Annotated in this window: 25 protein-coding genes and 1 other annotated feature; of the genes, 19 read left to right on the forward strand and 6 right to left on the reverse strand. The window is 44.6% G+C overall.

Annotated elements, in window-relative coordinates; translation table 11 throughout:
- Window positions 1-210: 210 nt before the first annotated feature.
- Window positions 211-897, reverse strand: a complete 687-nt coding sequence (locus tag AR337_RS15910) for a Crp/Fnr family transcriptional regulator (RefSeq protein WP_172797564.1) — start codon at window positions 895-897, stop codon at window positions 211-213.
- A gap of 390 nt (window positions 898-1,287) precedes the next feature.
- Here AR337_RS15910 and moaA point away from each other — a divergent pair, with 390 nt between their 5' ends.
- Window positions 1,288-2,304, forward strand: coding sequence for a GTP 3',8-cyclase MoaA (moaA, locus tag AR337_RS15915; protein WP_059172998.1), 1,017 nt, complete (start codon window positions 1,288-1,290; stop codon window positions 2,302-2,304).
- Between the two features lie 298 nt (window positions 2,305-2,602).
- On the opposite strand, the gene ric is transcribed toward moaA, so the two are convergent.
- The gene (gene ric / locus AR337_RS15920; protein ID WP_059172999.1) at window positions 2,603-3,298 is read right to left on the reverse strand and encodes an iron-sulfur cluster repair di-iron protein; all 696 of its coding nucleotides are present in this window, start codon (window positions 3,296-3,298) and stop codon (window positions 2,603-2,605) included.
- A 222-nt stretch (window positions 3,299-3,520) separates the two neighbouring features.
- Here ric and glp point away from each other — a divergent pair, with 222 nt between their 5' ends.
- The 4 genes from glp (at window position 3,521) to AR337_RS15940 (ending at window position 6,726) form a co-directional block, all read left to right on the forward strand.
- Window positions 3,521-4,786 carry a gephyrin-like molybdotransferase Glp gene (glp, locus tag AR337_RS15925; protein ID WP_059173000.1) on the forward strand — a complete coding sequence of 422 codons (1,266 nt, stop codon included), beginning with the start codon at window positions 3,521-3,523 and terminating at the stop codon, window positions 4,784-4,786.
- Entirely contained in the window at window positions 4,774-5,307 is a 534-nt protein-coding gene (mobB, locus tag AR337_RS15930) for a molybdopterin-guanine dinucleotide biosynthesis protein B (RefSeq protein ID WP_059173001.1), read from the forward strand. The genes glp and mobB overlap by 13 nt, the downstream gene beginning before the upstream one ends.
- Before the next feature lie 127 nt (window positions 5,308-5,434).
- The gene (locus AR337_RS15935) at window positions 5,435-5,872 is read left to right on the forward strand and encodes a respiratory nitrate reductase subunit gamma (RefSeq protein WP_059173002.1); all 438 of its coding nucleotides are present in this window, start codon (window positions 5,435-5,437) and stop codon (window positions 5,870-5,872) included.
- Between the two features lie 131 nt (window positions 5,873-6,003).
- Window positions 6,004-6,726 carry a YwiC-like family protein gene (locus tag AR337_RS15940; protein WP_059173003.1) on the forward strand — a complete coding sequence of 241 codons (723 nt, stop codon included), beginning with the start codon at window positions 6,004-6,006 and terminating at the stop codon, window positions 6,724-6,726.
- Between the two features lie 257 nt (window positions 6,727-6,983).
- Here AR337_RS15940 and AR337_RS15945 read toward each other — a convergent pair whose 3' ends face one another.
- Entirely contained in the window at window positions 6,984-7,676 is a 693-nt protein-coding gene (locus AR337_RS15945; protein ID WP_059173004.1) for a Crp/Fnr family transcriptional regulator, read from the reverse strand.
- Window positions 7,677-7,930: 254 nt separating this feature from the next.
- Here AR337_RS15945 and AR337_RS15950 point away from each other — a divergent pair, with 254 nt between their 5' ends.
- Window positions 7,931-8,110 (forward strand): YjzC family protein, encoded by a 180-nt coding sequence (locus AR337_RS15950; RefSeq protein WP_059173005.1) that lies wholly within the window; start codon window positions 7,931-7,933, stop codon window positions 8,108-8,110.
- A 282-nt stretch (window positions 8,111-8,392) separates the two neighbouring features.
- Here the strand turns inward: AR337_RS15950 and AR337_RS15955 are convergent, their stop codons facing one another.
- Complete coding sequence (locus AR337_RS15955) at window positions 8,393-8,575, reverse strand: YjzD family protein (protein WP_059173006.1); 183 nt, start codon at window positions 8,573-8,575, stop codon at window positions 8,393-8,395.
- Window positions 8,576-8,750: 175 nt separating this feature from the next.
- Between AR337_RS15955 and AR337_RS15960 the strand changes: the two genes are divergently transcribed.
- Both AR337_RS15960 and AR337_RS15965 read left to right on the forward strand, forming a co-directional pair.
- On the forward strand, window positions 8,751-9,482 hold the full coding sequence (locus AR337_RS15960) for a hypothetical protein (protein ID WP_059173007.1): 732 nt from the start codon (window positions 8,751-8,753) through the stop codon (window positions 9,480-9,482).
- Window positions 9,483-9,555: 73 nt separating this feature from the next.
- Entirely contained in the window at window positions 9,556-10,209 is a 654-nt protein-coding gene (locus AR337_RS15965; RefSeq protein WP_059173008.1) for a hypothetical protein, read from the forward strand.
- A 16-nt stretch (window positions 10,210-10,225) separates the two neighbouring features.
- Here AR337_RS15965 and AR337_RS15970 read toward each other — a convergent pair whose 3' ends face one another.
- Window positions 10,226-10,483, reverse strand: a complete 258-nt coding sequence (locus AR337_RS15970; RefSeq protein ID WP_059173009.1) for a hypothetical protein — start codon at window positions 10,481-10,483, stop codon at window positions 10,226-10,228.
- 193 nt (window positions 10,484-10,676) lie between these two features.
- Here AR337_RS15970 and AR337_RS15975 point away from each other — a divergent pair, with 193 nt between their 5' ends.
- From AR337_RS15975 to AR337_RS16020, 10 genes are all read left to right on the forward strand, one after another.
- Window positions 10,677-11,609: a beta-ketoacyl-ACP synthase III gene (locus AR337_RS15975; protein ID WP_059173010.1), complete on the forward strand. Its 933-nt coding sequence runs from the start codon at window positions 10,677-10,679 to the stop codon at window positions 11,607-11,609.
- A 43-nt stretch (window positions 11,610-11,652) separates the two neighbouring features.
- The gene (gene fabF, locus AR337_RS15980) at window positions 11,653-12,891 is read left to right on the forward strand and encodes a beta-ketoacyl-ACP synthase II (protein ID WP_059173011.1); all 1,239 of its coding nucleotides are present in this window, start codon (window positions 11,653-11,655) and stop codon (window positions 12,889-12,891) included.
- Between the two features lie 149 nt (window positions 12,892-13,040).
- Window positions 13,041-13,811, forward strand: coding sequence for a DUF2268 domain-containing protein (locus AR337_RS15985; protein ID WP_059173012.1), 771 nt, complete (start codon window positions 13,041-13,043; stop codon window positions 13,809-13,811).
- A 169-nt stretch (window positions 13,812-13,980) separates the two neighbouring features.
- Window positions 13,981-15,009, forward strand: coding sequence for an ABC transporter ATP-binding protein (locus tag AR337_RS15990; protein ID WP_059173013.1), 1,029 nt, complete (start codon window positions 13,981-13,983; stop codon window positions 15,007-15,009).
- Between the two features lie 5 nt (window positions 15,010-15,014).
- Window positions 15,015-16,016 (forward strand): ABC transporter ATP-binding protein, encoded by a 1,002-nt coding sequence (locus tag AR337_RS15995; RefSeq protein WP_059173297.1) that lies wholly within the window; start codon window positions 15,015-15,017, stop codon window positions 16,014-16,016.
- Window positions 16,017-16,113: 97 nt separating this feature from the next.
- A complete protein-coding gene (gene opp4A, locus AR337_RS16000) occupies window positions 16,114-17,820 on the forward strand; it encodes an oligopeptide ABC transporter substrate-binding protein (RefSeq protein WP_059173014.1) in 1,707 nt (568 codons plus the stop codon).
- A gap of 259 nt (window positions 17,821-18,079) precedes the next feature.
- Window positions 18,080-19,045 carry an oligopeptide ABC transporter permease gene (gene opp4B / locus AR337_RS16005; protein WP_059173015.1) on the forward strand — a complete coding sequence of 322 codons (966 nt, stop codon included), beginning with the start codon at window positions 18,080-18,082 and terminating at the stop codon, window positions 19,043-19,045.
- Between the two features lie 12 nt (window positions 19,046-19,057).
- On the forward strand, window positions 19,058-19,969 hold the full coding sequence (opp4C, locus tag AR337_RS16010) for an oligopeptide ABC transporter permease (protein WP_059173016.1): 912 nt from the start codon (window positions 19,058-19,060) through the stop codon (window positions 19,967-19,969).
- Between the two features lie 190 nt (window positions 19,970-20,159).
- Entirely contained in the window at window positions 20,160-20,375 is a 216-nt protein-coding gene (locus AR337_RS16015) for a hypothetical protein (protein WP_059173017.1), read from the forward strand.
- Between the two features lie 88 nt (window positions 20,376-20,463).
- Entirely contained in the window at window positions 20,464-21,210 is a 747-nt protein-coding gene (locus tag AR337_RS16020; protein WP_059173018.1) for a YjbA family protein, read from the forward strand.
- Window positions 21,211-21,430: 220 nt separating this feature from the next.
- On the opposite strand, the gene trpS is transcribed toward AR337_RS16020, so the two are convergent.
- On the reverse strand, window positions 21,431-22,426 hold the full coding sequence (trpS, locus tag AR337_RS16025) for a tryptophan--tRNA ligase (protein ID WP_156424424.1): 996 nt from the start codon (window positions 22,424-22,426) through the stop codon (window positions 21,431-21,433).
- A gap of 61 nt (window positions 22,427-22,487) precedes the next feature.
- Window positions 22,488-22,707 (reverse strand) — a binding site (T-box leader).
- Window positions 22,708-23,172: 465 nt separating this feature from the next.
- Here trpS and AR337_RS16030 point away from each other — a divergent pair.
- Window positions 23,173-24,807: a peptide ABC transporter substrate-binding protein gene (locus tag AR337_RS16030; protein ID WP_059173020.1), complete on the forward strand. Its 1,635-nt coding sequence runs from the start codon at window positions 23,173-23,175 to the stop codon at window positions 24,805-24,807.
- The last annotated feature ends 36 nt before the right edge of the window (window positions 24,808-24,843 follow it).

The following is a 24,843-nucleotide window of genomic DNA, read 5'->3' on the forward strand; positions in this document are numbered from 1 at the left end:
GAAACCATCCATTTTTAAAAAAATAGGGCAGCCAGTTCAAATAGAATAGCGGCCGGAACGAGGAATCGCTCCGGCCGGTTTTTTTACGGGAACAGGGTGTCTGGCGTCAGGAGTGAAAATGGCGGGGCAGAATGTTTGTAAGTCCACATCGGGCCTAGGTTGATTTTCCAAAAAAAAGCAAAAGAAAAAGGATGGAGGGTTCCATCCTGATTATTCGATGCTGCAATAGACGGCCGGGCAGTTTTCACAGCCGATTTCAAGCCTGAGGTATTCAAGATCGTGAACGGTGATTTTGCCTTTTTTGATTGAAATGAGGCCATCACGCTTTAGTTCACTTAAAATCCGGTTCGTGCTTTCCCGGGAGGTGCCGCAGAAGTTTGCGAGATCCTGGTTAGTGAGCGGCAGGTCTATGAGGATGCCGTCCGGTTTATGGATTCCATAGCTGTTGGTCATCCGGATAAGTGTTGAAAACAAAGCGCCGCGCTTACCGTTTAAGACGAGGTCACGGAATTTCGTCTGTGTTTTGCGGAAATGGTCACTCATCCATTTCATAAATTCGAATGCGAGTGTGCTGTTTTGGAAAATTTCCGTTTCAATTACGTCTTTGCGGATTGCCACGATTTCGCCTTCTTCAAGAACCTTTGCACTGAGGAGGTATTTCGGGTTAGAAGTAAATAGTGTCAGTTCCCCGCAAATATCATTTTCTCCGCAAATACGGAGTGACAATTCCCGCCCATCGGATGTGATCTTGCTTATTTGGATTTTACCGGAGAGGACGATATACAGCTCCTGGGCCTCCATTCCCTCCTGGAAAAGAAAGGTGCCCCGTTCGGATCTGAATTTCCGATCAGCAAAGCGCAAGAGCTCTTTTATTTCAATCGAGTGGGTCGGTTTCATAGCTTTTACAGCTCCCATAAGTGCCACCTCTTTAATATTTATTGGTTTTTATATTAGTCTGTGATTTTTGTTACTCTCATTGTATATCAGTTTCTATCCCTGGAAAGTTGTTAACAATGACAATATAGTGAAAAATGGAAATGAAATTTTTAAGAAAAGGTGAACATTGTTTGAAATCGTGTTCCAAGTGGTCCTCTTTTACCAAAAGAGGGTAAATGTATGCTAGAATGTATAGATAATATAGTTAACAATATGTAAATGTGGATATCGGGTTGGGTAGTGGATGGAGTTGCTGTCCGCTCTAGTCGTCTGGGCGGTTCCGGAATGCTGATGGTTTCCTTAAAATAAGGAAGCGGTGTTGGCTATATCCTGAATATTGGAGTTGATAAAATGGAAAAGTCCATTATTAAAGATAAGTTGAACAGGCCGCTGAGAGATTTGAGGATTTCGGTAATAGACCGCTGCAATTTCCGCTGCCAGTACTGTATGCCCGCGGATAAATTTGGTCCGGACTTTGTTTTTCTGCCTAAAAGCGCGTTGCTGACGTACGAGGAGCTTGAGAGGGTTGCAAAAGTATTCGTCGGGCTAGGAGTGGAAAAAATCCGCTTGACCGGCGGCGAGCCGCTCCTCCGCAAGGATTTGCCAATCCTCGTTGAAAAGCTATCGAAAATTGAGGGGCTAAGTGACATCGGCCTTACGACGAATGGGGTGCTTCTGCCTAAATTCGCTGAGCAGCTGAAGGCAGCCGGGTTGATGAGGGTGAACGTTTCCCTTGATAGCCTGAATGACAAGCTGTTCGGGGAAATAAACGGCCGAAACGTAGGCACACAGCCAGTTCTTGATGGGATTGCGGCCGCTCGAAAGGCCGGACTCGGCGTTAAAGTGAATATGGTTGTGAAAAAAGGGCTGAATGACCAGGAAATCTTGCCGATGGCTGAATACTGTAAGGAAAATGGGCTGCAGCTTCGTTATATTGAATATATGGACGTCGGCAGCACGAACGGCTGGAAAATGGACGATGTCGTAACGAAAAAACAGATTTATGACATTCTGAAAGAGAAGTTCGAGCTTGAGGCATTGGAGCCTGCTTACTTTGGCGAAGTGGCCAAGCTTTATAGGTATAAAGGAACAGATAGCGATGTTGGGTTTATCACGTCTGTGTCCGAATCCTTCTGCAGCAGCTGTACACGCTCACGGCTTTCGGCAAACGGGCAGATTTTCACCTGTTTGTTCAATGGCAACGGGCACGACATCCGCAACTTCCTGCGGAACGGTGCTACAGATGAGGAGCTTGCAGAAAGAGTTACATCGATTTGGGAAGGGCGCGGGGACCGCTATTCGGATGAGCGAACAGAGGAAACGGCCGCAACCCGGAAGAAAATCGAGATGTCCTATATTGGAGGATAATTTAGAGAGGCTGAATCCGGCTTGGTGCCGGGACGGCCTCTTTTTTTTGAATTTTTTAACGGGGTGCCGTTTGAACCCGTTATTAATGCCGGATAACCCGATAATAATGCCGATTAACCCAATATTAATGCCGAATAGGTCGTTATTAATGCCGAATAACCCGATAATTATGCCAAACGCTGGACTATTAATGAATGATATAAACCTAAATACTATTCCGGTCAGTAACCTAAAGGAGTTAATCTACAAAAAAAGCCTGCCGGCTACAATATCCGGCAGGCTATTATGTTTCCAAAACTTAAAAATATCGTGGGAACAAAATGTTATTTTCCAAATGGACGTGCATGAATGTTTGCTCTTCAAGCATTTCAAGGCGCTTGTAGACAAGGCGATAGGTGCCGCACGCATCTGCAGGAGGTGTGAAATCAGAAGTGATTTCGCGAAGCTCCTTTAAGATTGCGCCTGCATGGTCATGCTCTTTTTCAAGCTCTTTTATATAATTCAGCGCTTGTTCGCGGTCTTCAATTGTATTGGCTTCAAGCTTCCTGATTAATGGAAATACTGTCTCTTCTTCCTTCGCAACGTGCTCAAGCATTTCTTTTTTCAGTTCGTAGTAAAGGTCATAAACCTTTAAGAGTTCCGGGCGGTGGCCGCCATGGACACGGGATACCTTGGTCACATACGGGCTAAGATTCAAAAATTCCTCGCGGAGGGGGTTATGGTAATCGGAAATGACATGATCGATGATTGTGTCTGATTCCGAGTCAATCCAAACCTTTAGATCTGTTTCTGAACCGTTGCTTTTTTCAATCACATCGGCCAGGTTCGCCATAAGGGTGCCAAGATCGATTCCGCCAGCAGAAGCAGCCTCCGCTATCGGCGTTGCGCCGCCGCAGCAGAAATCAATCCTTACACTTTTAAATACATCGGCTGTTTTAGGGAATTCATTGACGAGGTCGCGGACAAGGGTTTGTTCTGAGTAAGTTTTTAACATTTTTATATATCCTCCTTAGTAAAGGTAATGAATTTTTTCTTAAACCAAGCATACGACACTGTTAAACGGAACATGGTGACCTGCATCACACCTGAGAATCTTTTTCATCAAGATTTTTATTTTGCCAAAAAACGTCCATATTCCTAATTTGCCAACGATTATGGTTTCGGCTACCCTTATAATGGAGATGGAATATATTTAGACGGTGCAGGAGATGATGACATGCTGGAATTGAGGAGGCCGATTTCAATCGGCGAGGCGGTACAGCGGATTATGGAGTGCAGGCAAACGGGTGAAACCGAGTTCATATCGATTGATGAAAGCTTTGGCCGGTTCCTTTCAGAAGATTTGGCGGCCACTAGCGACGTCCCGCATTTCACAAGGGCTCCATACGATGGCTTTGCGGTCCGTTCCGAGGATACACAGACGGCGGGCCTCGATAATCCTGTTGAATTCGAGGTCATCGACCATATCGGTGCCGGGCAAACAACATCCAAGGTGCTGGGTGAAAAACAGGCGGTCAGGATTATGACTGGTGCGATGATGCCGGAAGGATCAGACGCGGTCATGATGCTAGAGCTAGTGAAAACATCGGAACGCGGCGGAAAGAATTTTATGACAATCAAGCGGAAAATCAAAAAAGGTGAAAATGTTTCCTTTCAGGGAGAAGACGCAAAAGAAGGGGAAGTGCTTGTTAAAAAAGGCACGCTTATTAATCCCGGGATCCAGGCGATGCTCGCGACATTCGGATATGCAAAAGTACCGGTTGCGAAAAAGCCGGTTGTCGGCCTTTATGCGACCGGGACGGAGCTGCTTGAAGTGGATGAGCCGCTCGTTCCAGGCAAAATCCGCAACAGCAATTCCTATATGATAGCCGCCCAGATCGAACGGGCTGGAGGAAAGGTTGTGTATTTTGGCAATCTTCCGGATGATTTCGATACTTGTTTTGAAGCGGTCAAAAACTCGCTCGATAAGGTTGATATGCTTGTGACAACTGGTGGTGTTTCAGTCGGGGATTACGACTATCTGCCTGCCATTTATGCGAAGCTCGGGGCAGAAGTGCTGTTCAACAAGGTTGCGATGAGGCCGGGTAGTGTTACGACTGTTGCAGCTCATAATGGCAAGCTCCTGTTCGGGCTATCGGGAAACCCGTCCGCGTGCTATGTCGGTTTTGAACTATTTGCCAGGCCGGTCATCCGCACGATGCTTTGTTCGACAAAACCGCATCTACGCAAGGAAAAGGCTGTCCTAGATACCGATTTTCCAAAGGCCAACCCGTTTACGAGATTCGTCCGCAGTACGACTTTCTTCAAGGATGGCCGCATAGTCGCGACACCAAGCGGGCTCGATAAATCCAATATCGTAATGAGCCTTGCTGGAGCGAATTCATTGATGATTTTACCAGGGGGAACGAGAGGGTTCGAAGCAGGCAGGGATGTGGAAGTTCTCCTGCTGGAAGACCAGGAAGGAAGCGAATGGCCATGGTAAGGCCATTCGTTTTTCAGGTTGTCGGCTATCAAAATAGCGGCAAAACAACCCTTTCGGAAGCCCTCATTAAGCGGCTCAATGAAAAGGGCATAACTGTAGCGGCCATCAAGCATCATGGGCACGGGGGGAAGCCTAATATAGAAAAGGAAAAGGATTCAACGCGGCATGCATCTGCCGGGGCTTTAGCTGCTCTGGTTGAAGGAGGCGGTCGGCTAGTCCTTCAATCTGAAAAGGATAACTGGACTCTTGATGAACAAATTGCCATAATGTCAGCATTCGACCCGGACGCCATTCTCGTAGAGGGGCATAAACATGCAGCCTACCCGAAAATCGTCCTTATCCGTAACAGCGAGGATGAACAACTCTTGTTTAACCTTGAAAACATTCTAGCCGCTTCATACTGGAAAAGAGAGCCATCCATAAAAGGAAACTATCCGACCTACGCAATCCAACAATCACAAACCCCCGATTACCTCGCAAACCTTATCGCCAAAACAATGGGTCTGCCAGGCGCCAGATAAAGAGATCGGGTTCCTGCACAATTCAAGTCAAGTAAACTTTTTATGAACTCAGTTACTTTTGTCACTGAATTGTCACGTTTACTTCGCTACAATGGGAGTTGGTTGTGGATTTAAAGGGAGTGAAGGGATGGAATTGTTTCAATGGTTCGCCTGGCTGGTCTATCCTTATACAGTGGCAGCGGTCCTGGCAATGGGGATAGTATGGCAATATGATACTCCAGATCAGTTTGAGGAAATGCAGCTAAAATCAGGGGTTATCCTCAACAGGATTGTGAAAGTGCTTTGGCTGCTAACTACACTGACCGGCATAGGGTTGATGATTTTCTACCGGGCTACGGACGAGTTAAAGAATATGGTTGAGTGGCTGATAAGCTTCTTACATTTCAATCCGGATATGGGGTTGCTGAAGCACGCATCTGCATTGCTTCAAGTGCATTTATTATTGCTTTTTACGTTTCTGTTATTTTTTTCTTTTACTAAATATGTTGCCATCGTATTTAAACCAATTTACATTTTGAAAACGCTTTCCGAAAACAGGGCTAAACGGGCCAACCAAGCCAGATAATACAGTGGGTTTCCCCGTCCGATGTTGCCATTTTCGACACTTTTGCACATGAATATGTGATGCATTTCACTTTTCCACCCTCTTGATTGGCTTATAGTAAAGGTAAGAAAGCTAAGCAAGAGGTGTTGAAAATGAAATTATTTATGCCAAAGCAGCATGGCGCGTGGGCAATGGTCATCCTACCATTCTGGCTGGGGGTTGTCGCATCCGGATTCTTATGGGAACATATTCCTTTCTTCTTCGGGTGGCTGCTTCTATATTTGTCAACGTATCCCATGCTTCTCCTTTTTAAAAGGAAGAAGATCAAATTCCATGTAAACTGGACGCTATTTTACCTTATTCCGGCCATTGCACTATTGATGTTCCCGCTATTCGAGCGCCCCTCTGTCTTATTGTTCGGCGTAATGATGATTCCTTTTTTTGCGATTAATGCTTATTTTTCATCTAAAAACAAAGACAGGGCCATAATGAATGACTTTAGCGCGGTCTTTGCGTTTTCCCTCGCAGGGATAGCAAGCGCATTCTTGCCGATTGGAAAAGTCACAGAAGAAGCTATCCTTGTCTTTATAGTGTCAGCACTCTTTTTTATAGGCAGTACCTTCTTTGTTAAAACAATGATCCGAGAAAAGAAAAATGTACAGTTTAAGTGGATTTCCTGGTGCTTCCATAGCCTTGTTTTACTGGCATGGCTTCTGCTTGGAAAATGGCTGGTCGCAATTGCCTTTATCCCGAGTGTTGCAAGGGCTATCGGCTTTTATGGTAAAAATCTCACCCCTAAACAAATCGGCATATATGAAATAATAAACTCGGCAGTTTTCTTTATACTGATTGCCAGTTATCTGTTATCAAACTAAAAAAACCTGCCAGGCACTTTGAAGCCGGCAGGTTTCTTTATGAATCAGTATTTTAAATTAGGTGCTTACGCATTTCATTATCGATTTGGAAATTATTAAATCGAACATTGTGGACAACTCGAAATAAGGTATATTAATCCAGCTCCAGCGCCTAGCCCCTCGAGGTCTTAAGCCGGTTCCCTCCGGAGGGCAGGCCCGTCCTGCAGGCCCCGTCTTAATCTGGTCGGGGCTGACCAAGGCGCTTCCGCATTTTGTTTTTAATCAATATTGCAAATTTCCTTCGGGCAGTTTTCACAGTCGATCTCGCGTTTTAAATAAGGGAGCTGATGAATGGTGATAATCCCCTTCGTAATGGAAATAATGCCTTTCTTCCTTAGCTCACCGAGAAGACGGTTGACGACCTCGCGGGAAGTTCCGCAAAAATTGGCGACTTCCTGGTTGGTAAGGAGAAGATCGATCATTATGCCATTACTAGTCTTTACGCCATAGCTGTTTGCCATCCGGATTAAGGTGGAATAGAGGGCGCCTTTCTTGCCATGCAAAACTAGGTCACGAAATTTTGTTTGCGTCTTTCGGTAATGCTGGCTCATCCACTGCATGAATTCTAGTGCTAAAACATGATCACTCGCAAGCTTTGCTTCAAGGGCATCTTTCATGATGACGGCAACTTCCCCGCTTTCGACCACTTTCGCACTTAATAAATTCCTTGGCGTTGCACAAAATATATTCAGTTCACCGATTAAATCACCCTCTGAGCAAATGCGGAGAGTCAACTCCCGCCCGTCGGGAATGATTTTGCCAACTTGGATTAAACCGCTTAAAAGGACGTATATCTCCCTGGAAGGGGAACCTTCTTGGAATAAGAAATGCCCTTTTTCGATTTTTTGAACATGATGGGTATGTTTTAATAATTCTGTCAGCTTTGCGGGCGCACCTGCAAGCGATTGCATAATTGCCACCAACCTTCAATACGGATTCTGTTTCTTCAAATGGCAGAATGTAATTTATTACTATAATTATATTGCTAACCAAGGAAAAAAACTATAATACCCAACGAAGGTTCATACAAACGTCATATTCGACAAATATTGCTCGGGAAATAATCAAAAATTGATGACAATAATTCCCCTAATCAGGCTCTTTTGCCGCGGAATACTATAAAAGAGGGCCAAAAGCCCCCTATATATCGAAAGGAGGGAAAAAGATGGGCCAAAACCGCCAATTTAAACCTGGGCAAAAAGCACCGAATAATGGTACCTATATTGAAATCGGTGATACGACCAGCCCGGTTAACAACCCTAGGAAAATCCATTTGAAAAAAGGCCAGCCATTCCCGGAGGCGTCCAACCATGAGAGGATTTGGACCTATACAAGGAAACCATAGAAAAAAATCTTCGCCTGAAACACAATGATTTTCATAATTAGCCAATAAATTTGTAGCCAGAAAAAAAAGCCACCCGGCAAGGATGGCTTTTTTCGGCTTTAAGACTATTCCCTTATTTTTCATTTTTCCTTTTTGGTGAGGTTGAACAGCTACCAACCCGGGTATTAAAAGGAATGAAGAGCAGCCAGCCCGGTAACCAATCAAAATCCATTCCATTATCCTTTTACCCCGTTCGAATAACCATAAAAAAAGGTCATCCTGTTCGGGATGGCCTTAAAGTAATTAATGATGGTCAGCTGGTTCATTCGGAATAATTGCTGGAACAACGAGGATTAAAACAGCCGTCAGTATTCCAAGAAGTGCGGCGATTTTATAATCGAATGCAACCCCTATCATTGACGTTACCACATAGCTAAGCATTTCAACTAAAAGAAGAACCCAAAACAGTGTCCAGAAGTATCTCATACCGTCACCTCATAGCATTTTTATCTTTCTCATCTTATCATACAGTGGAAAAAGAAGAAACGCAAAAAGTGGAAAACATACAGAAAATCGGAAAGCCCATTGAGGAAAGTTCCTATTTCATTCTGTGGTGCTTTACATACACTATTAGTGGAATATGGCAGAAGGAGTTTTACGTATGGATAACAGAAGTTTTCAACTAGGAAATCAATGGAATACCATCTACTATCCGGAGAAACCAACTGGCTTCGGCGTGCTGATCGTTGGTGATGAACGCCATTTTGTGGAGGAGGAGACAAGCTTCTGGAACCAGAATTCCGGGAAACGAAAGATCCTCACTACTTTAAAAGAGGCAGGCTATACCTTGTTTACATCCAACCTTTACGGGAGAAACTGGGGCTCCCCAAAGGCTGTCATGCTCGCTGCCATGTTGTACGAATTGGTCATGAAGAATGAAATCCTGAACACCAAAATCCACATTATAGCTGAAGGGATGGGAGCTCTTACAGCTCTGAAGCTGGCGCAGGAAATGAAAGGGAAAATCAGGTCCATAGTACTGATTAATCCAATAATCTCCCTAAAGTTCCATCTTGAGCAGGAAAAGGAACATAAATTTTTTTATAAAAAACTTCTTACGGAAATCGCGGAAGCACAAGAGATTGAGCGAGAGAAGACAGCAATGGTGATCGGACAAGAGGAAATGCCCGAACTTGATTTTGGAATACCGATCCGGATTTTTCAAATCCTTTCTGGCGGAAGGACTTACAAACATGCGAGGGCCTGCAAAACTCTCCTAACCGAGCTTCAGCCGAAGCCGCCAATCACAGAAACCTATATGCTTCCGGAAAAAGCTGGCCAGCTTGGTTGGGAAATTGCAAAATTTATGTCAAGGTATGAAAAAATTCTATAGTTGGATTCTTGATGAAATTTATTGTGGGATTTGCATAGGATAAAATGAGACCAGCTGATAGGAGGGGAGATTAATGGGAGGAGCTCTCATTATTGGCGTATTCGATCGTCTTGGTTTTCATCTATGTAAAAAAATGCTGGAACTGGGCTATGTGATAAGGGGGATATCCTTAAATACTGAGAATACCGAAACCGAAGAAGAAATGGAACTTGAAATCGGGCGAAACAGTAATTTTATTAACATTTCGATGGATAGCATCAATGCAAACCAGATTGAAAACGATGCTATTATCTTTTCACTTTATGACCTTTATACAAGTGGCGTGGCTTCAAACCTTGAAAAACCCGGCCTGGCTGATGAAGTGGAAAAGTACATTCGGAAACACAAAGGCCCGTCCTCCGTTGTTCTCCTGCTTCCCCTTGGGCTTTCTCATCAAAACCCTGGACAAGAAGGCATTCAAGTGATCAAACGAGCAGCAGATTTTGCGGAGACAACTGCCGAAAAAGTGTTAAGGCTTTATTTACCATTGCAAGAATTGCCCCCGCTGCAAGGGGAAGAGGAGGCTGGAAGTTTCCCGAAGAAAGCTTGGCCAGAGGATGGACCTGCCGGGCGAAAAGCCGGGGAGGAATTTCACGACTGGTACGGAGTTGCTGAACGAATCGCAATGCTGATTGAAAAAGGAGAAACTGGAACCCGCTTCCTCGAGGATATATGTATAAAGAAGTAGCTGCCAACCCGGGCAGCTACTTCTTTTTCATAAATTGCTGGATATACGGATATACACCATTAAATACTGGTTTTAGGGTATCAGCAATGCCGACCATACTGTCGATTACTTCCATTAATTGCAGATAATTAATGGTGTTTTCCCCCGCCCGATTCTGTACGGGCTGGCCTTTTTCCTTTCCGGTATTTGACAGGCTGTTGGTTCTCCTTCCCGTCCCAAACATCATGCTTGTGAATGGATCAGGTGTGTGTTTTTCCTGATTGCTTTCGTCCACCCTTCGCCCCTCCTTTTAAACCTTTCCTCACTTCCACTATATGTTGGAAAATGGAAAGGGATGGTCAGTTGAATAGGCTATTCGGCAATTAACTATTGCATAAAGGTGTTTTTATTTGATAAAATTAGTACCAAGTCATAATATTTGATAATAAGCAGAAATAATTATTATACAACATAAGGAGATGGCGGCCATGCGAGCTGGCATTGTTGGTTTAGGGAAATACGTGCCTGAGAGCGTTCTTACAAATTTTGACCTCGAAAAGAGGATGGATACGTCTGATGAATGGATTCGGACAATGACTGGAATAGAGGAGCGAAGAATTGCCGGGGAGGATGAAAATACGTCACATATGGCCTATAAAGCTGCCCGCATGGCAATTGAAGATGCAGGCATTTCGCCCGAGGACCTCGATATGATCCTTGTTGCGACAGTCACACCCGACAATCCGTTTCCCTCGGTTTCCTGCATGCTTCAAGAGAGGCTGGGAGCAGTGAATGCAGCAGCGATGGACGTAAGCGCAGCTTGCGCAGGATTCATGTATGGGATTGTAACAGGAAAGCAGTTCATTGAAACAGGTGTTTATAAGCATGTCCTGGTCGTAGGCGTTGAAAAACTATCAAAAATCGTCAACTGGGATGACCGAAATACAGCGGTACTATTTGGAGATGGAGCGGGTGCCGTTGTCCTTGGCCCAGTATCCGAAGACAAAGGGATCCTTTCATTCGAGCTTGGAGCGGATGGGACTGGCGGAAAGCATCTGTACCAGGATGAGAACATCATCATGAACGGCCGCGAGGTCTTCAAATTCGCCGTACGCCAAATGGGTGAGAGCAGTGTAAACGTCATTCATAAGGCTGGCTTAGAAATAGATGATGTCGATTTTCTCGTACCCCATCAGGCGAATATCCGCATTATTGAAGCCGCGCGGCAAAGGCTCGATTTGCCGGTGGAGAAAGTGTCCTATACAATTAATAAGTACGGAAATACATCGGCTGCCTCAATCCCGATTTCTTTGGTCGATGAAGTCCAGGCGGGCAAAATCAAGGACGGCGATGTAATCGTAATGGTCGGATTCGGTGGAGGGCTCACATGGGGCGCAATCGCCATCCGCTGGGGAAAATAAAACGGATTGAACATAACTGGTACGAAAAAGGAGTTGGCTTTGCGTGACAAAACGAAGGGTAGTTATCACGGGGGTTGGAGCTGTTACCCCGCTCGGAATGGATGCTGAAACAACCTGGAAAAATATTGTGGCTGGCAAATCGGGGATTGGGCCGCTGACCCGCATTAACGCGGATGATTTCCCGGCAAAAGTGGCAGCCCAAATTAATGATTTTAACGCTGAGGATTTCATGGAGAAAAAAGAAGCACGGAAGATGGACCGGTTTACCCAATATGCCGTGGCCGCTTCCCTGATGGCGGTCAAGGATTCAGGCCTTGCCATCGTGGACGAGAATGCCGATAGGGTAGGTGTTTGGATTGGCTCGGGTATCGGCGGTATGGAAACCTTTGAACAGCAGTTTGAAGTATTCCAGAATCGTGGTTACAGAAGGGTCAGCCCGTTCTTCGTCCCAATGATGATTCCTGATATGGCAGCTGGCCAGGTATCGATCATGCTAGGCGCTAAAGGATTCAATTCCTGTACTGTCACTGCTTGTGCGACAGGGACAAATTCAATCGGCGATGCTTTCAAGGTCATCCAGCGCGGTGATGCCGATGCCATGGTAACTGGCGGAACGGAAGCACCAATCACAAAGATGGCCGTCGCAGGTTTCTGTGCGAATACAGCCTTGTCAACCAATCCCGATCCTGCAACTGCAAGTAGGCCATTTGATAAAAACAGGGACGGTTTCGTAATGGGCGAAGGCGCGGGAATTGTTGTTCTTGAAGAACTAGAACATGCGAAAGCCCGCGGGGCGAAGATCTACGCAGAAGTTGTGGGATATGCCGCTACCGGGGATGCTTATCATATTACAGCACCTGCTCCAGGTGGAGAAGGCGGAGTCCGTGCCATGAAATTGGCAATTGAAGATGGAGGCCTAAAACCGGAGGACATTGATTATATCAATGCTCATGGTACGAGCACTGACTACAATGACAGGTTCGAAACAAATGCTATAAAAGAAGTTTTTGGCGAGCATGCCTACAAGCTTGCTGTCAGCTCGACCAAGTCGATGACAGGACACCTGCTTGGAGCGGCAGGCGGAGTCGAAGCAATTTTCACAGCCCTTTCCATTAGGGATTCGATTCTTCCGCCAACCATAAATTATGAAACACCGGATCCAGAATGCGACCTTGATTATGTCGTAAACCAGTCAAGGCCGAAGGAAATAAAGGCCGCTATCAGCAACTCGCTCGGTTTCGGCGGCCATAACGCGACGCTTGCCTTCAAGAAATATGAGTAATACTGGCGGATGATGCCGTAACTTTTTCCAAAAACCAGCTTGTACCTTGTGTACTAGCTGGTTTTTTTATTTTTCCAACCGGACAAATATGAACCTCCAGGTTGGCGGCTCATAGAATAATTACAGGCATGATTTTGGGGGGATTATGGATGGCGATTGTTCCTACGGACGAATGGCTCAAGGAAAATTGGCATAGGCCCGAAATGATTTGTAAACAGCTTGAGCCGTTTTTTCAAAATGGAAAGCCACAAGCCATTTATGATGAGCTTTTATCCTTCGGGATGTATAGGCCATCATCAATGAGCGGAAAGGAAATAGAAATGCTTCTAGAAAGCGGAGCATGGGAAAAGACTGAACAGCTTTTTAAAAAATACCAGGCGAAGTGGAAAGGACCCGAAGTACCTGTCTTTATTTTTCCAGCAGCGAAAAAAAAGGCATTTTTCCGAAAGGCTGCCGCACAAAAATCTGGAGTTTCTTACCCTGACAAGCTATTCCTGTTCCTGCCGATTATAGAAGACCCCAAAGAACTGGAAGCATTGCTTGTCCACGAGTACCATCATGTCTGCAGGATAAATACTATAGAAAAAGAAGTTCGGGAAAATACATTGCTAGAGTCGATGATCATGGAAGGTCTTGCCGAGTATGCTGTATACCACGAATGCGGGGAGGAGTACTTGGCTGAATGGTGTTCACTTTATGAGGAAAGGGAACTAATGCACTTTTTCAAAGTATTATTGCAAGATAATCTCGATAAAAAAAGGACAGACAAAGTTCATGACCGGCTCCTTTTTGGAGGAAACGGCATTCCAAGACTTTTAGGCTATTGTTATGGATATTATTTAGTAAAAAAACACTTCTTTAGTCACGATTTTTCATTGAAAGATTCCTTCGAAATAAAAGAAAGTTCTTTCTTTTTATAAACAATTTATTTTTTTAAAAGTGGAAAAGCCTGTAAGGACAGGCTTTTCCTTATTTTAAATCATCCACATAAAAATTAACAAAAAATCCTTGCAATTGTAACAATTTTGTAATAGTATTTTATTTAAATATAGCGAATTCACTGAAAATTAAAGAGTAAGAAGGTGTCATATGGGCGCGAATAATTTCCAAAAAAATGGAAGGCCATTACTAGAAATAAAGAACCTGGAAACAGCATTCGATATTGACGGAGCCTTTTACAATGCCGTAGACAATGTTTCGTTTTCAGTTAAACCCCGGCAAATCGTAGGGGTAGTAGGGGAATCCGGCTGCGGGAAGTCGGTCATGAGCCTCTCTATTATGCAGCTTCTTCCAAAAGGGATCGGCAAAATAAAGTCGGGGGAAATCATCTTCGACGGCATCCACGTAGAAAAGATGGACGAGAACCAGGTAAATAAAATACGCGGCAAGGACATCTCAATGATTTTCCAGGAGCCGATGACGTCCCTGAATCCGGTATTCACAATCGGATCTCAGATTCAGGAAGTCCTTTTGAACCACCAGAAAATCTCGAAAAAAGAGGCGCGCCAAAAAGCGATTGCGCTACTCAAGAGCGTCGGGATCTCAAGGCCGGAGAAAATTGTCGATGAATATCCGCACCAACTTTCCGGCGGTATGAGGCAGCGGGTCATGATTGCAATTGCAATTGCCTGCCAGCCAAAACTTTTGATTGCCGACGAGCCAACAACCGCATTGGATGTAACGGTTCAAGCCCAAATCCTTGAACTTCTGAAGGAAATTCAGGAAGTCAATGATATGTCCATCATCCTAATCACCCATGACCTTGGTGTGGTTGCCGAGATGTGCGATGAAGTTATCGTCATGTACGCTGGAAGAATAGTCGAACAAACAGATGTGGAAACACTCTTTTATAATCCAAAGCATCCATATACAACACTTCTTCTTGGCGCAATTCCAAAAATGGAGGAGGAAACCGAGAGGCTTAGCTCCATCCAAGGGATTGTCCCATCGATTACTAACATGAAAAAGACAGGCTGCAGGTTTGCCAACCGCTGTCCAATGGCTATGCCTGAGTGCCAAACAGTCACGCCTCTTCTAGCCGATAACGGGGACGGCCACCAGGTTGCCTGCCTGCTCTTTGAAACTAGCAGGCCAAAGGAAGGAGCGATCAGCCAGTGAGCGGAATAACATCTGAAGCCAGCAAACGAAAAACCGGTTCCGAAAGGGAAAACTTGCTGGAAATTAGGAATCTCAAAACTTACTATCCTGTCAAAGGCGGTTTTTTTAAGAGGACAGTCGGGAATGTAAAGGCCGTTGATGATGTTTCTTTTGAAATTAAAAAAGGGGAAACCATGGGCCTCGTAGGGGAGTCGGGCTGCGGCAAATCAACCGCGGGACGGACAATCCTTAGGCTGCTAAAGCCTACCGCCGGGAAAATCTTTTTTGATGGCAAGGATATTACCAATGTGACCGGCAAGGCGCTGCGTGAAATCCGCAAAGACCTCCAGATGGTTTTCCAGGATCCATATGCATCCCTTAACCCGATGCAAATGGTTGGCGATATTATCGCGGAGCCAATCTATAACTTTACAAAAAAACCAAAGGAAGAATTGAAGAAAGAAGTGATGGACCTTTTGCAAAAGGTCGGCCTTCCGGAGGATGCCTATTTTAAATATGCGCATGAATTTTCAGGCGGACAGAGGCAAAGGATCGGAATCGCCAGGGCACTGGCCTTAAGGCCAAAACTGATTATTGGTGACGAGCCCGTATCTGCCCTTGACGTTTCGGTACAGTCGCAGGTTTTGAACCTGCTCAAGGATTTGCAGGAAGAATTCGACCTGACCTTTTTATTCATCGCCCACGATTTGAGTGTCGTTAAGCATATGAGCGACAGGATCGGGGTTATGTATCTGGGGAACATGGTAGAAATCGCCGATAAGGACAGCCTCTATGCGGAACCGCTCCACCCGTATACTCAGGCGCTGATTTCCGCCATCCCTTCACCGGATCCGAAAAAGAAGAAGGAGCGGATCATCCTGACCGGTGATGTGCCAAGCCCATTGAATCCGCCGTCCGGCTGTCCTTTCCATCCGCGCTGCCCAATGGCAATGGAGCAATGTTCCGTTACAAAACCTGAATTAAAGGAGGTGAAGCCCTCTCACAGAGTCGCTTGCCACCTTTATTAGAAACACAAGGAATGCTATGGCGTTCTATGTGTTTTGAAAAGTGTCCAAATACTTTTCTGGACGCTTGTAATACCACTACTTATATGGGGGGACCACAATGAAGAAAAATTGGTTATGGCTGTCTGCGCTGGTATTGGTTTTATCCATGTTCCTGGCGGCATGCAGCGGAGGAGAAAAGACTGGTACCAAAAAACCTGGAGACAACGGCGAAAATGCTTCCGATAAGCCGAAAGATGGCGGAACACTTATTTACTCGCTTGACTCCTCGCCTGAAGGAAAGTTCAACCCGAACTTCTATGGAACTGCAACTGATGCAGAAGTAATTGATTTCTTTGATGAAAACCTGATCGATTATGATGAGAACCTGAAAGCCCAGCCTTATATCGCTTCTTGGGATACAGACGATAACAAGGTTTACAAGTTCAAGATTAAAGAAGGCGTAAAATGGCATAACGGTGAAGAACTTACCGTTAAAGACTGGGAATTTTCAATCAAAGTCCTTGCTGACAAGGATTATGATGGGCCGCGTTATGTCAACGTCCAAGACGTAGTTGGCGTTCCTGAGTACAAGGAAGGCAAAGCTGACTCCATTTCCGGAATCAAGGTCATCAACGATTACGAAATGGAAGTTACGTTTGACAAAGCACGTGTGAACAACCTTGAAAACTTCTGGACATACCCAATGTCCCAGAAAGCGTTTGAAGGAATTGCCGTTAAAGATATGATGGCATCCGAGCAAGTACGCACGAAGCCGGTTGGACTTGGGCCGTTTAAGGTTTCCAAAATTGTCCCTGGCGAGTCCATTGAGCTAGAGCGTTTCGATGATTACTTCGGCGGCAAGCCTCACCTTGAAAAAGTCGTCATGAAGGTAATAGATCCTTCCTTGACTGTAGGAGAATTACAAAATGATTCCCTTCATATGACTTCGTTCCACCCAAGCATCATCGAACAAGTCGAGGCGCTTGATAACATCAATGTTGTTAAATACCCTGGCCTTTCCTACTACTATGTCGGCTTCAAGCTTGGAAACTGGGATGGCAAGAAGAACGTTATGAACGAGCCTAAGTACGAGGATAAGGAACTCCGCAAGGCTATGTATCATGCGATCAACCGTAAAGAGTGGGTAGATGCATTCTTCTTTGGAGTAGGTAAGCCGGTTAACCGCCCTGTTCCTACAAACCACTGGATAGCTGCTGATAATGCTGACCTTGAGCAATTCGAATTCGATCAAGATAAAGCGAAGCAAATCCTTGAAGATGCTGGCTGGAAGGATGTTGACGGAGACGGATTCCGTGAAGATCCAAATGGCAAGCCATTCGTTGTTAACTTCGCGCACTATGCAACACAAAATCCAACGTTCGAAGCCCGTGCGAAACAATTGACTCAGTACTGGGAAGATATTGGCTTGAAATCCAAGCTGACAATGACAGACGCTGGCCTTTACTACGATATGCTTGAAAAGTCAGATAAGAAAATGGAAGTGTTCTTCGGCGGCTGGTCCACTGGTACAGATCCAGATCCATCCGGCCTGTGGAAATCCGATGCACTTTGGAACTACCCACGTTGGGTAAGCGAGAAGAGCGACCAGTTGCTTGACGACGCTCTTGATATGGAAGTAGTAGGAACAGACTCCGATAAGCGTAAGGAACTATATGTTGAGTGGCAGAAGCACTTCATGGAAGAACTTCCTGCGCTTCCAATCGCGGAACTTGAAGAAATCGTTGCCCTTAACAAACGCGTTAAAGGCGTCAAGTACGATGTTTCCGGCTCCAACCGCCCGAACGAATGGTGGCTTGAGCAGTAGGATGGAACCTTCATCAGTGGGCTATGCCCGCTGATGAAGTCCCATTTTACAGTTAAGTTTTAACGCTAGATGAACCGATTGGAATGAATTAACCGCGGATTACCGCCGCGGTTAATTTAGATTGAGAATGCCAACCGGATCCAAGGGGCAGACTGTCCCACCCGAAACTTTAGATTGCTGTACCACAGTTTTGTGGCGGGGTCTTGCTGCTTGGAATTTAAACGGCGGTTAAGACGCAGCAAAGGTAAGGAGAATGCACATGTTGAAGTATTCGCTCCGAAGAATATTGGGCATGATCCCAATGTTGCTCCTTATCTCCATTGTCGTGTTCACCCTAGCAAAATTAATGCCGGGTGATGGACTAAGTGGAGAAATAGATCCGAATAATACAGACCCACAATACATTGAAGAAATGCGGCAAAAACTGGGGTATTATGACCCGCTTCCGGTTCAGTACTACAATTGGATTACTGACTTTGTACAGGGAGACTTCGGCAAATCTACCCGGTTCAAAATAGATGTTGCCGATGTAATCGCTGAAAAATTGCCTAACACCTTGTTGCTTGGTGGTACGGCAATCCTGATTACTTACATCCTCGCATTCTTCATGGGGATATATGCAGGAAGGAAGCCCTATACACTTGCAGATAACCTTATTGGAGGTTTCAACTATCTGGGGCTGTCGATCCCATCATTCATTGCAGGGGTTTTCGCTATTTATATTTTCTCGTTCAATCTAAATTGGTTTCCTTCAAATGGCTCAGTCGATATTACAATAACGAACGGCACGTTTGAATGGTACTTGAGTAAACTGCATCACGTATTTTTGCCGGCTATTGTGCTGGGTTCTCTTAGTACTGCCAGCTATACGCAGTTTTTGCGGAACGACATCATTGAAAACAGCCGTAAGGATTATGTAAGGACAGCAAGGGCGAAAGGAACGCCGGTAAGCCGTATTTATAATGTGCATATCTTGCGGAATTCCATTATCCCACTCATTACCTTCCTGGGTTTTGACATTGTCGCACTCATCAGCGGGGCAATAATTACAGAAACGATTTTTACCTATCCCGGAATTGGCCAGCTTTTCCTAAACTCTGTACGCACCAATGACTATCCAGTGATGATGGCCCTGACCATGTTGTTTTCTTTCTTGACTTTGGTTGGAAACCTTGTAGCTGATATCCTGTACGGTGTAGTCGATCCGCGGATCAGGCTGGATTAGGGGGAACGAATAATGGAAATTATAACTCAAAAAGATACTGAATTGAATACGGGACCCCCTAAGAGAAGTCTATCTCCGATGGCGCTTGCCCGTAAAAAATTCTTAAAAAACAAACTGGCAATGACCAGCCTTATTTTTCTATTAGTTGTTGCTGTATTATCATTCCTGGCACCATACATTACTACCGCGGATGTTACCAGGATTAATATTGGTGAAATGTCGCTGAAACCATCAGCTGATCACTGGCTTGGCACTGACAAAAGCGGGCGCGATGTTTTTACAAGGCTGCTTTATGGCGGACGAATTTCGTTAATGGTAGGGATTTCATGTACAGTCTTTGTTATCTCTCTCGGAACTCTTATCGGTTCAATGGCGGGCTACTTTGGAGGAACTGTTGATAGCCTTCTAATGAGGTTTACTGACTTTATCCTTAACTTCCCGTTCATCGTATTCGTTATTGTTCTAAACGCAATCCTTTTTGGCTTGGTCTCAGGGGTGTGGGTACTGATTGGAACAATCAGCCTATTGAGCTGGGGCGGCGTTGCCAGGATTGTACGAAGCAAAATTCTCTCTGAAAAAGAAAATGAGTACATCATCGCAGCGGTTTCAATCGGCTGTTCACCATTCAAGGTAATCACCAAACATCTTTTGCCTAATGTGGCATCTACGATCATTGTGCAGGCAACCATCCTGTTCGCAGGTATGATTGTTGCTGAATCCGGCCTTAGTTACCTTGGCTTCGGAGTACCACAGGAAGTTCCGAGCTGGGGGAATATGCTATCTTCCGCGAACGAGCCGGACGTCCTGAAAGGCAAGCCATGGATTTGGATTCCGCCTGCCTTAATCATTACGACTACAATCCTCTCGATTAACTTCATTGGAGAGGGATTGAAGGATGCTTTCAACCCTAAATCTCGAAGATAAAATCTACCATCCCAAAATGGTAGATTTTTTTGTTTTGTACTAATACGCACCCCAACCAAATCCTCCGTTTTTCGAAGTTGTATTCCAATTGAAGTGGGCTTAATATCATAAACCACGGCCACCGTACATACATTTGTTTTAAAGGGTGGACATGCTGGGAGGAAGGGTATGAACAGACGAGCTGATGTAAATGGCATTTAGGGCTTTTTTCCTTTTGACTGGATTTGGGATCGCAGTTTCTGGGGGAATTAGTTTAGTCGCGTACCTTAACGTATTTGCTGCTGGAATGGGCTATTTGGAATACCTCGAATTTATATCCGGGCGGCCGGAATGTTACTTGCTCCCCGCTGGAATGTTCATTGTCATTCTAAGTATTTTTATCCCTGGGGACATTGAAGGGAAATGAGTGGATTCATCGACTAAATAAGGAATAATTTAACTTGACGCTGCCTATACTGATTGACAAATGGATTCTTGAAGTGAGGGGTCGGTCAATGTTATATCTTCATGATGTCTGGGTGAACTGGTTTGAAGGGGAGGAAAATGGCTACAATGTCTGCCATTTTCACGAATGGAGGAAGGATGATGGCGTTGAGCTGCTTGACCAGGTACCACTTTTGAAGGTGGAACAAGTCTTGTTCCGGTACATTGAAAATGACCTTGCGTCATTGCCTCAACAGCTAATGGATGATATTTACCAGAAGGCGTATTTAAGAAAAAATCATGAGCGGATTCAACTTGACTATTGTTTCATCATTAGTGATGGAATGGAGATATTGGCAGTGGACACGATCGGGTATAATATACCGGTCAGAAAAAGCAGGCTTATCCCGCGACAGGAGCAGCTAGTTTATGAAATGCTTGAGAGCCATGATCCCATTGTTTACAAGTTTAAGCCTGAACAGGATTCAAAGGAATTCCACATCCTTTCCCCCGAGCCCGAACTGATGACAGGGCTGACGCGAAAGGAAAGGCAGCTGAAACAGCTATTATTTATGGCCCTTGACCAGCTTCAATCATCGGGTAATGAAGCTGAAGTTCGTTACTGGTATACGGAATGGTCACCGGAAAATTATCAGGAAATCCAAAAAATGAATTTTGAAGAAGCCTGGAGGCATCTTTTTGCTAAAGTGAAGCCGGGATGGACCCGAAAACATGAACATTTTTGTGAAAACCTAATAAAAGGCCAGCCGTTTTTTGAAAAACTGTGGGAAATGGAACACGGTCCAAAGGTGAATTGACTTTGACAGAACGACATTTGATTAGGGCCTTTCAGGCGTAGAATAAAAACGCAATTGCCAAAAACAAAAATCGTTTTACTACTATAGAAAACCTGCTGCGTTTCTTCTATTAAATAGGATGTACTAATAAATAGCACACTTAGCCATATGGCAATATAAACACAAAGAGGCTCCTTCTCAACTCAACGGGAAGCCTCTTTTAATTTATACCTTCAAATAGTTATTTCTTGCGCTTTCTGCCAAGTCCCATCGCGTTTTCCATTTTCTTTAGCATTTTTGACGCGGCTATGTTTGCTTTTTCAGCTCCTCGGTCAAGAATATCATCCAATTCCGATGAATCCATTAGTTCATGATACCTATCCTGGATTGGTTTAAGAGCTGCTATTACGACCTGAGCTAGATCAGCCTTGAAATCTCCGTAGCCTTTTCCTTTATAATCCTCCTCAATCTCAGGAATTGGCTTCCCTCCGAGAACGGAATAGATAGTCAGCAGATTTGAAACCCCTGGTTTGTTTTCCTTATCGAACTTTACGACGCCATCGGAATCGGTAACCGCGCTTTTAATTTTCTTTTCAATCAATTTTGGCTCGTCAAGGATTGAAATGAATGATTTTACATTTGGATCTGACTTGCTCATTTTTTTCAATGGCTCCTGTAGAGACATAATTCTTGCGCCGAATTCTGGAATACGCACATCAGGAACGGTAAAAATCTCCCTGTATTTCTTATTGAAACGCTCAGCAAGATCCCTCGTTAATTCGAGATGCTGTTTCTGGTCCTCTCCAACCGGTACAAGGTCTGTGCCATAGAGAAGGATATCGGCAACCATAAGGGGCGGATAGGTAAGCAGCCCCGCAGAAACGGCATCCTTGCCGGTGGACTTATCCTTAAACTGCGTCATTCTTTCTAGTTCGCCAATGTAGGAAATGCACTGCATCATCCAGCCTGCCTGAGCATGCGCAGGCACTTCCGACTGAATGAAAAGTGTCGCCTTTTCGGGGTCCAGTCCTACTGCTAAATAGAGAGCGGCGAGGCTTCGGATATTTTTTTTCAATTCAATGGGATCCTGGGGCACAGTTATCGCATGTTGATCCACTATACAGAAATAACAGTTGTACTCTTCCTGGAGCTCGACAAATTGCTTTAAAGCGCCAATGTAGTTGCCAAGCGTGAGTGTACCGCTTGGCTGTATGCCTGAAAAAATCGTTTTCATGATAATATTGCCTCCTATTTATTTTTCAAAAATAATAAAAAAAAGACCATTCGTCCCCCATATGGATAGGGACGAATGGTCCGCGGTGCCACCCTAATTGCTAAAAAAGCCTCTTTCCCCCTTGTAGAGGGGAGCCATTTTAACGCTTGGTATGCGCCGGGAGATACTAAATTTCTTTCCCGGGGCTCGAAAGTCCATTCCTGAATGCCGGTTGTTTGTTCGCACCATCCACAAACTCTCTGGAAACCTTAGCAGCCAGTACTATTCTTTGTCATAGCCTGATCATTTTGATTGTAGTAATAAAATACATCAAAATCCTTATAAAATCAAGGTAAAAGGAAGGAAATACCTTTCAGAGGCCTAAATAGGCATTTTACGGCAAATAACCATTATATTACCTGTGGGAATATTATAAAATTATAGTGGAATAATGGATGAGCACCGTGATTCATGCTTGCATTCAAGTTTTAAAGTATTTATAATAAACGTAACAAACGATAACTTTACTGAAATGTCAATCTATTACAATTGTATGGCCGTTGCCGGGGAGCAAAAAAGCCGGTTTATAACTTTTGGAGATTTATGAATCTTAAAAGCTATAAAGTTGCTTTTTTTATTTGTTTTAATTTGATAAGGTTTCCGATGAATTATCAGACTATTAAAACATTACCTACAGGACATACAAATGTAACAGCGTAGAAGGACAAGGGTTATCTGTTTGCCGACAATTACCATAAGGGGGTAAGACCGTGAAGAAAAGATTTTCAATCTTTTTTAGCATGCTTATTGTAATGAGCATGTTCCTTGCAGCTTGCAGCGGCGGCAATAATGCCAACGGTGACAAGAAGGACGACAAGAAAAAAGACGTACCGCAGGAAATGAAAGTAAATATCAACTCTGAACCATTCTCCCTGCACCCTGGGTTGGCTAACGACGCTACATCAGGCGGCGTGTTGCTTCAGACATTCGAAGGCTTGACCCGTATCGACAAGGACGGAAAGCCGCAGCCTGCGATGGCCGAGGATATCGAGGTTTCAGACGACCTGACACAGTACACTTTTAAGATTAGAGATGCAAAGTGGACAAATGGCGATCCTGTAACAGCCAATGATTTCGTTTATGCCTGGAGATGGGCAGTTGACCCAGCAAACCAGTCACAGTATGCATACCAGCTTTATTATGTTAAAGGCGGCCAAGCAATCAACGAAGGCAAAGCTAAGCCTGAAACTCTTGGCGTTGAAGCCAAGGATGATAAGACCCTAGTTGTTACACTTGAGAACGCGACTCCATATTTCCTGGAGCTGACTGCGTTCTACACATATTTCCCTGTTAATGAAAAAGTAGCTTCAGCAAATCCTGAGTGGTATACAGATGCAGGCGATAACTATGTATCCAATGGTCCTTTCAAAATGACTTCATGGGACCACCAGAACGAAATCGTTATTGAAAAGAACGATGACTACTGGGATGCAGATGCTGTAAGCCTGAAAAAAGTTGAAATGTACATGATTAACGATCCTGGTACTGAGTTGTCAATGTTTGAAAACGGAGAGCTTGACTGGGCTGGATCTCCTTTCGGTACACTTCCAACTGATGCACTTAAGAATCTGAAAGACCAGGGCATCCTAAATATTAAGCCGATTGCGGGTACTTACTGGTACAAGTTCCAGACTGAACAACCACCTTTGAACAATAAGAATATCCGTAAGGCGCTTGCATATGCCATCGACCGCAAGGCAGTGGTAGAAAATATTACACAGGGCGGCCAGGTACCTGCAATGGCAATCGTACCGCCTTCCATGATTAAAGAAAATGATAAAGGCTATTTCAAAGACCATGATGTCGATAAAGCAAAGGAATTCCTTGCTGAAGGACTGAAAGAACTTGGGTTGAAGGATGCTTCCGAGCTTCCAAAAATCACACTTTCCTATAACACTTCCGAAGCACACCAAAAGATTGCCCAGGCAATCCAGGATATGTGGAAGAAGGACCTTGGAATTGAAGTTACCCTTGACAATTCCGAGTGGGCAGTTTACATCGACAAGATGCATAAGGGAGACTACATGGTCGGCCGTATGGGCTGGCTAGGCGACTTTAACGACCCGATCAACTTCCTTGAAATTTACCGTGACAAACTTGGCGGCAACAACGATACTTTCTGGGAAAATGCAGAATATAAGCAGCTTCTAATCGATTCTCAAAAAGAAGGCGATGCCAACAAGCGCCTTGAAATGCTGAAACAAGCAGAATCAATCTTCATGGATGAAATGCCGGCTGCTCCAATCTACTTCTATACAAACGTTTGGGTTAAGAAAGACAACCTGAAGGGTGTAGTTGTATCGGGACTTGGCGATGTCCAGCTGAAGTGGGCAAAATTTGAATAAGCAAAGCTAAATAAAGTTTTACAACTGAGGCAGGTA

Origin of the sequence: Bacillus sp. FJAT-27445 (assembly GCF_001510665.1) — a bacterium.
Lineage (GTDB): Bacteria > Bacillota > Bacilli > Bacillales > Cytobacillaceae > Bacillus_D.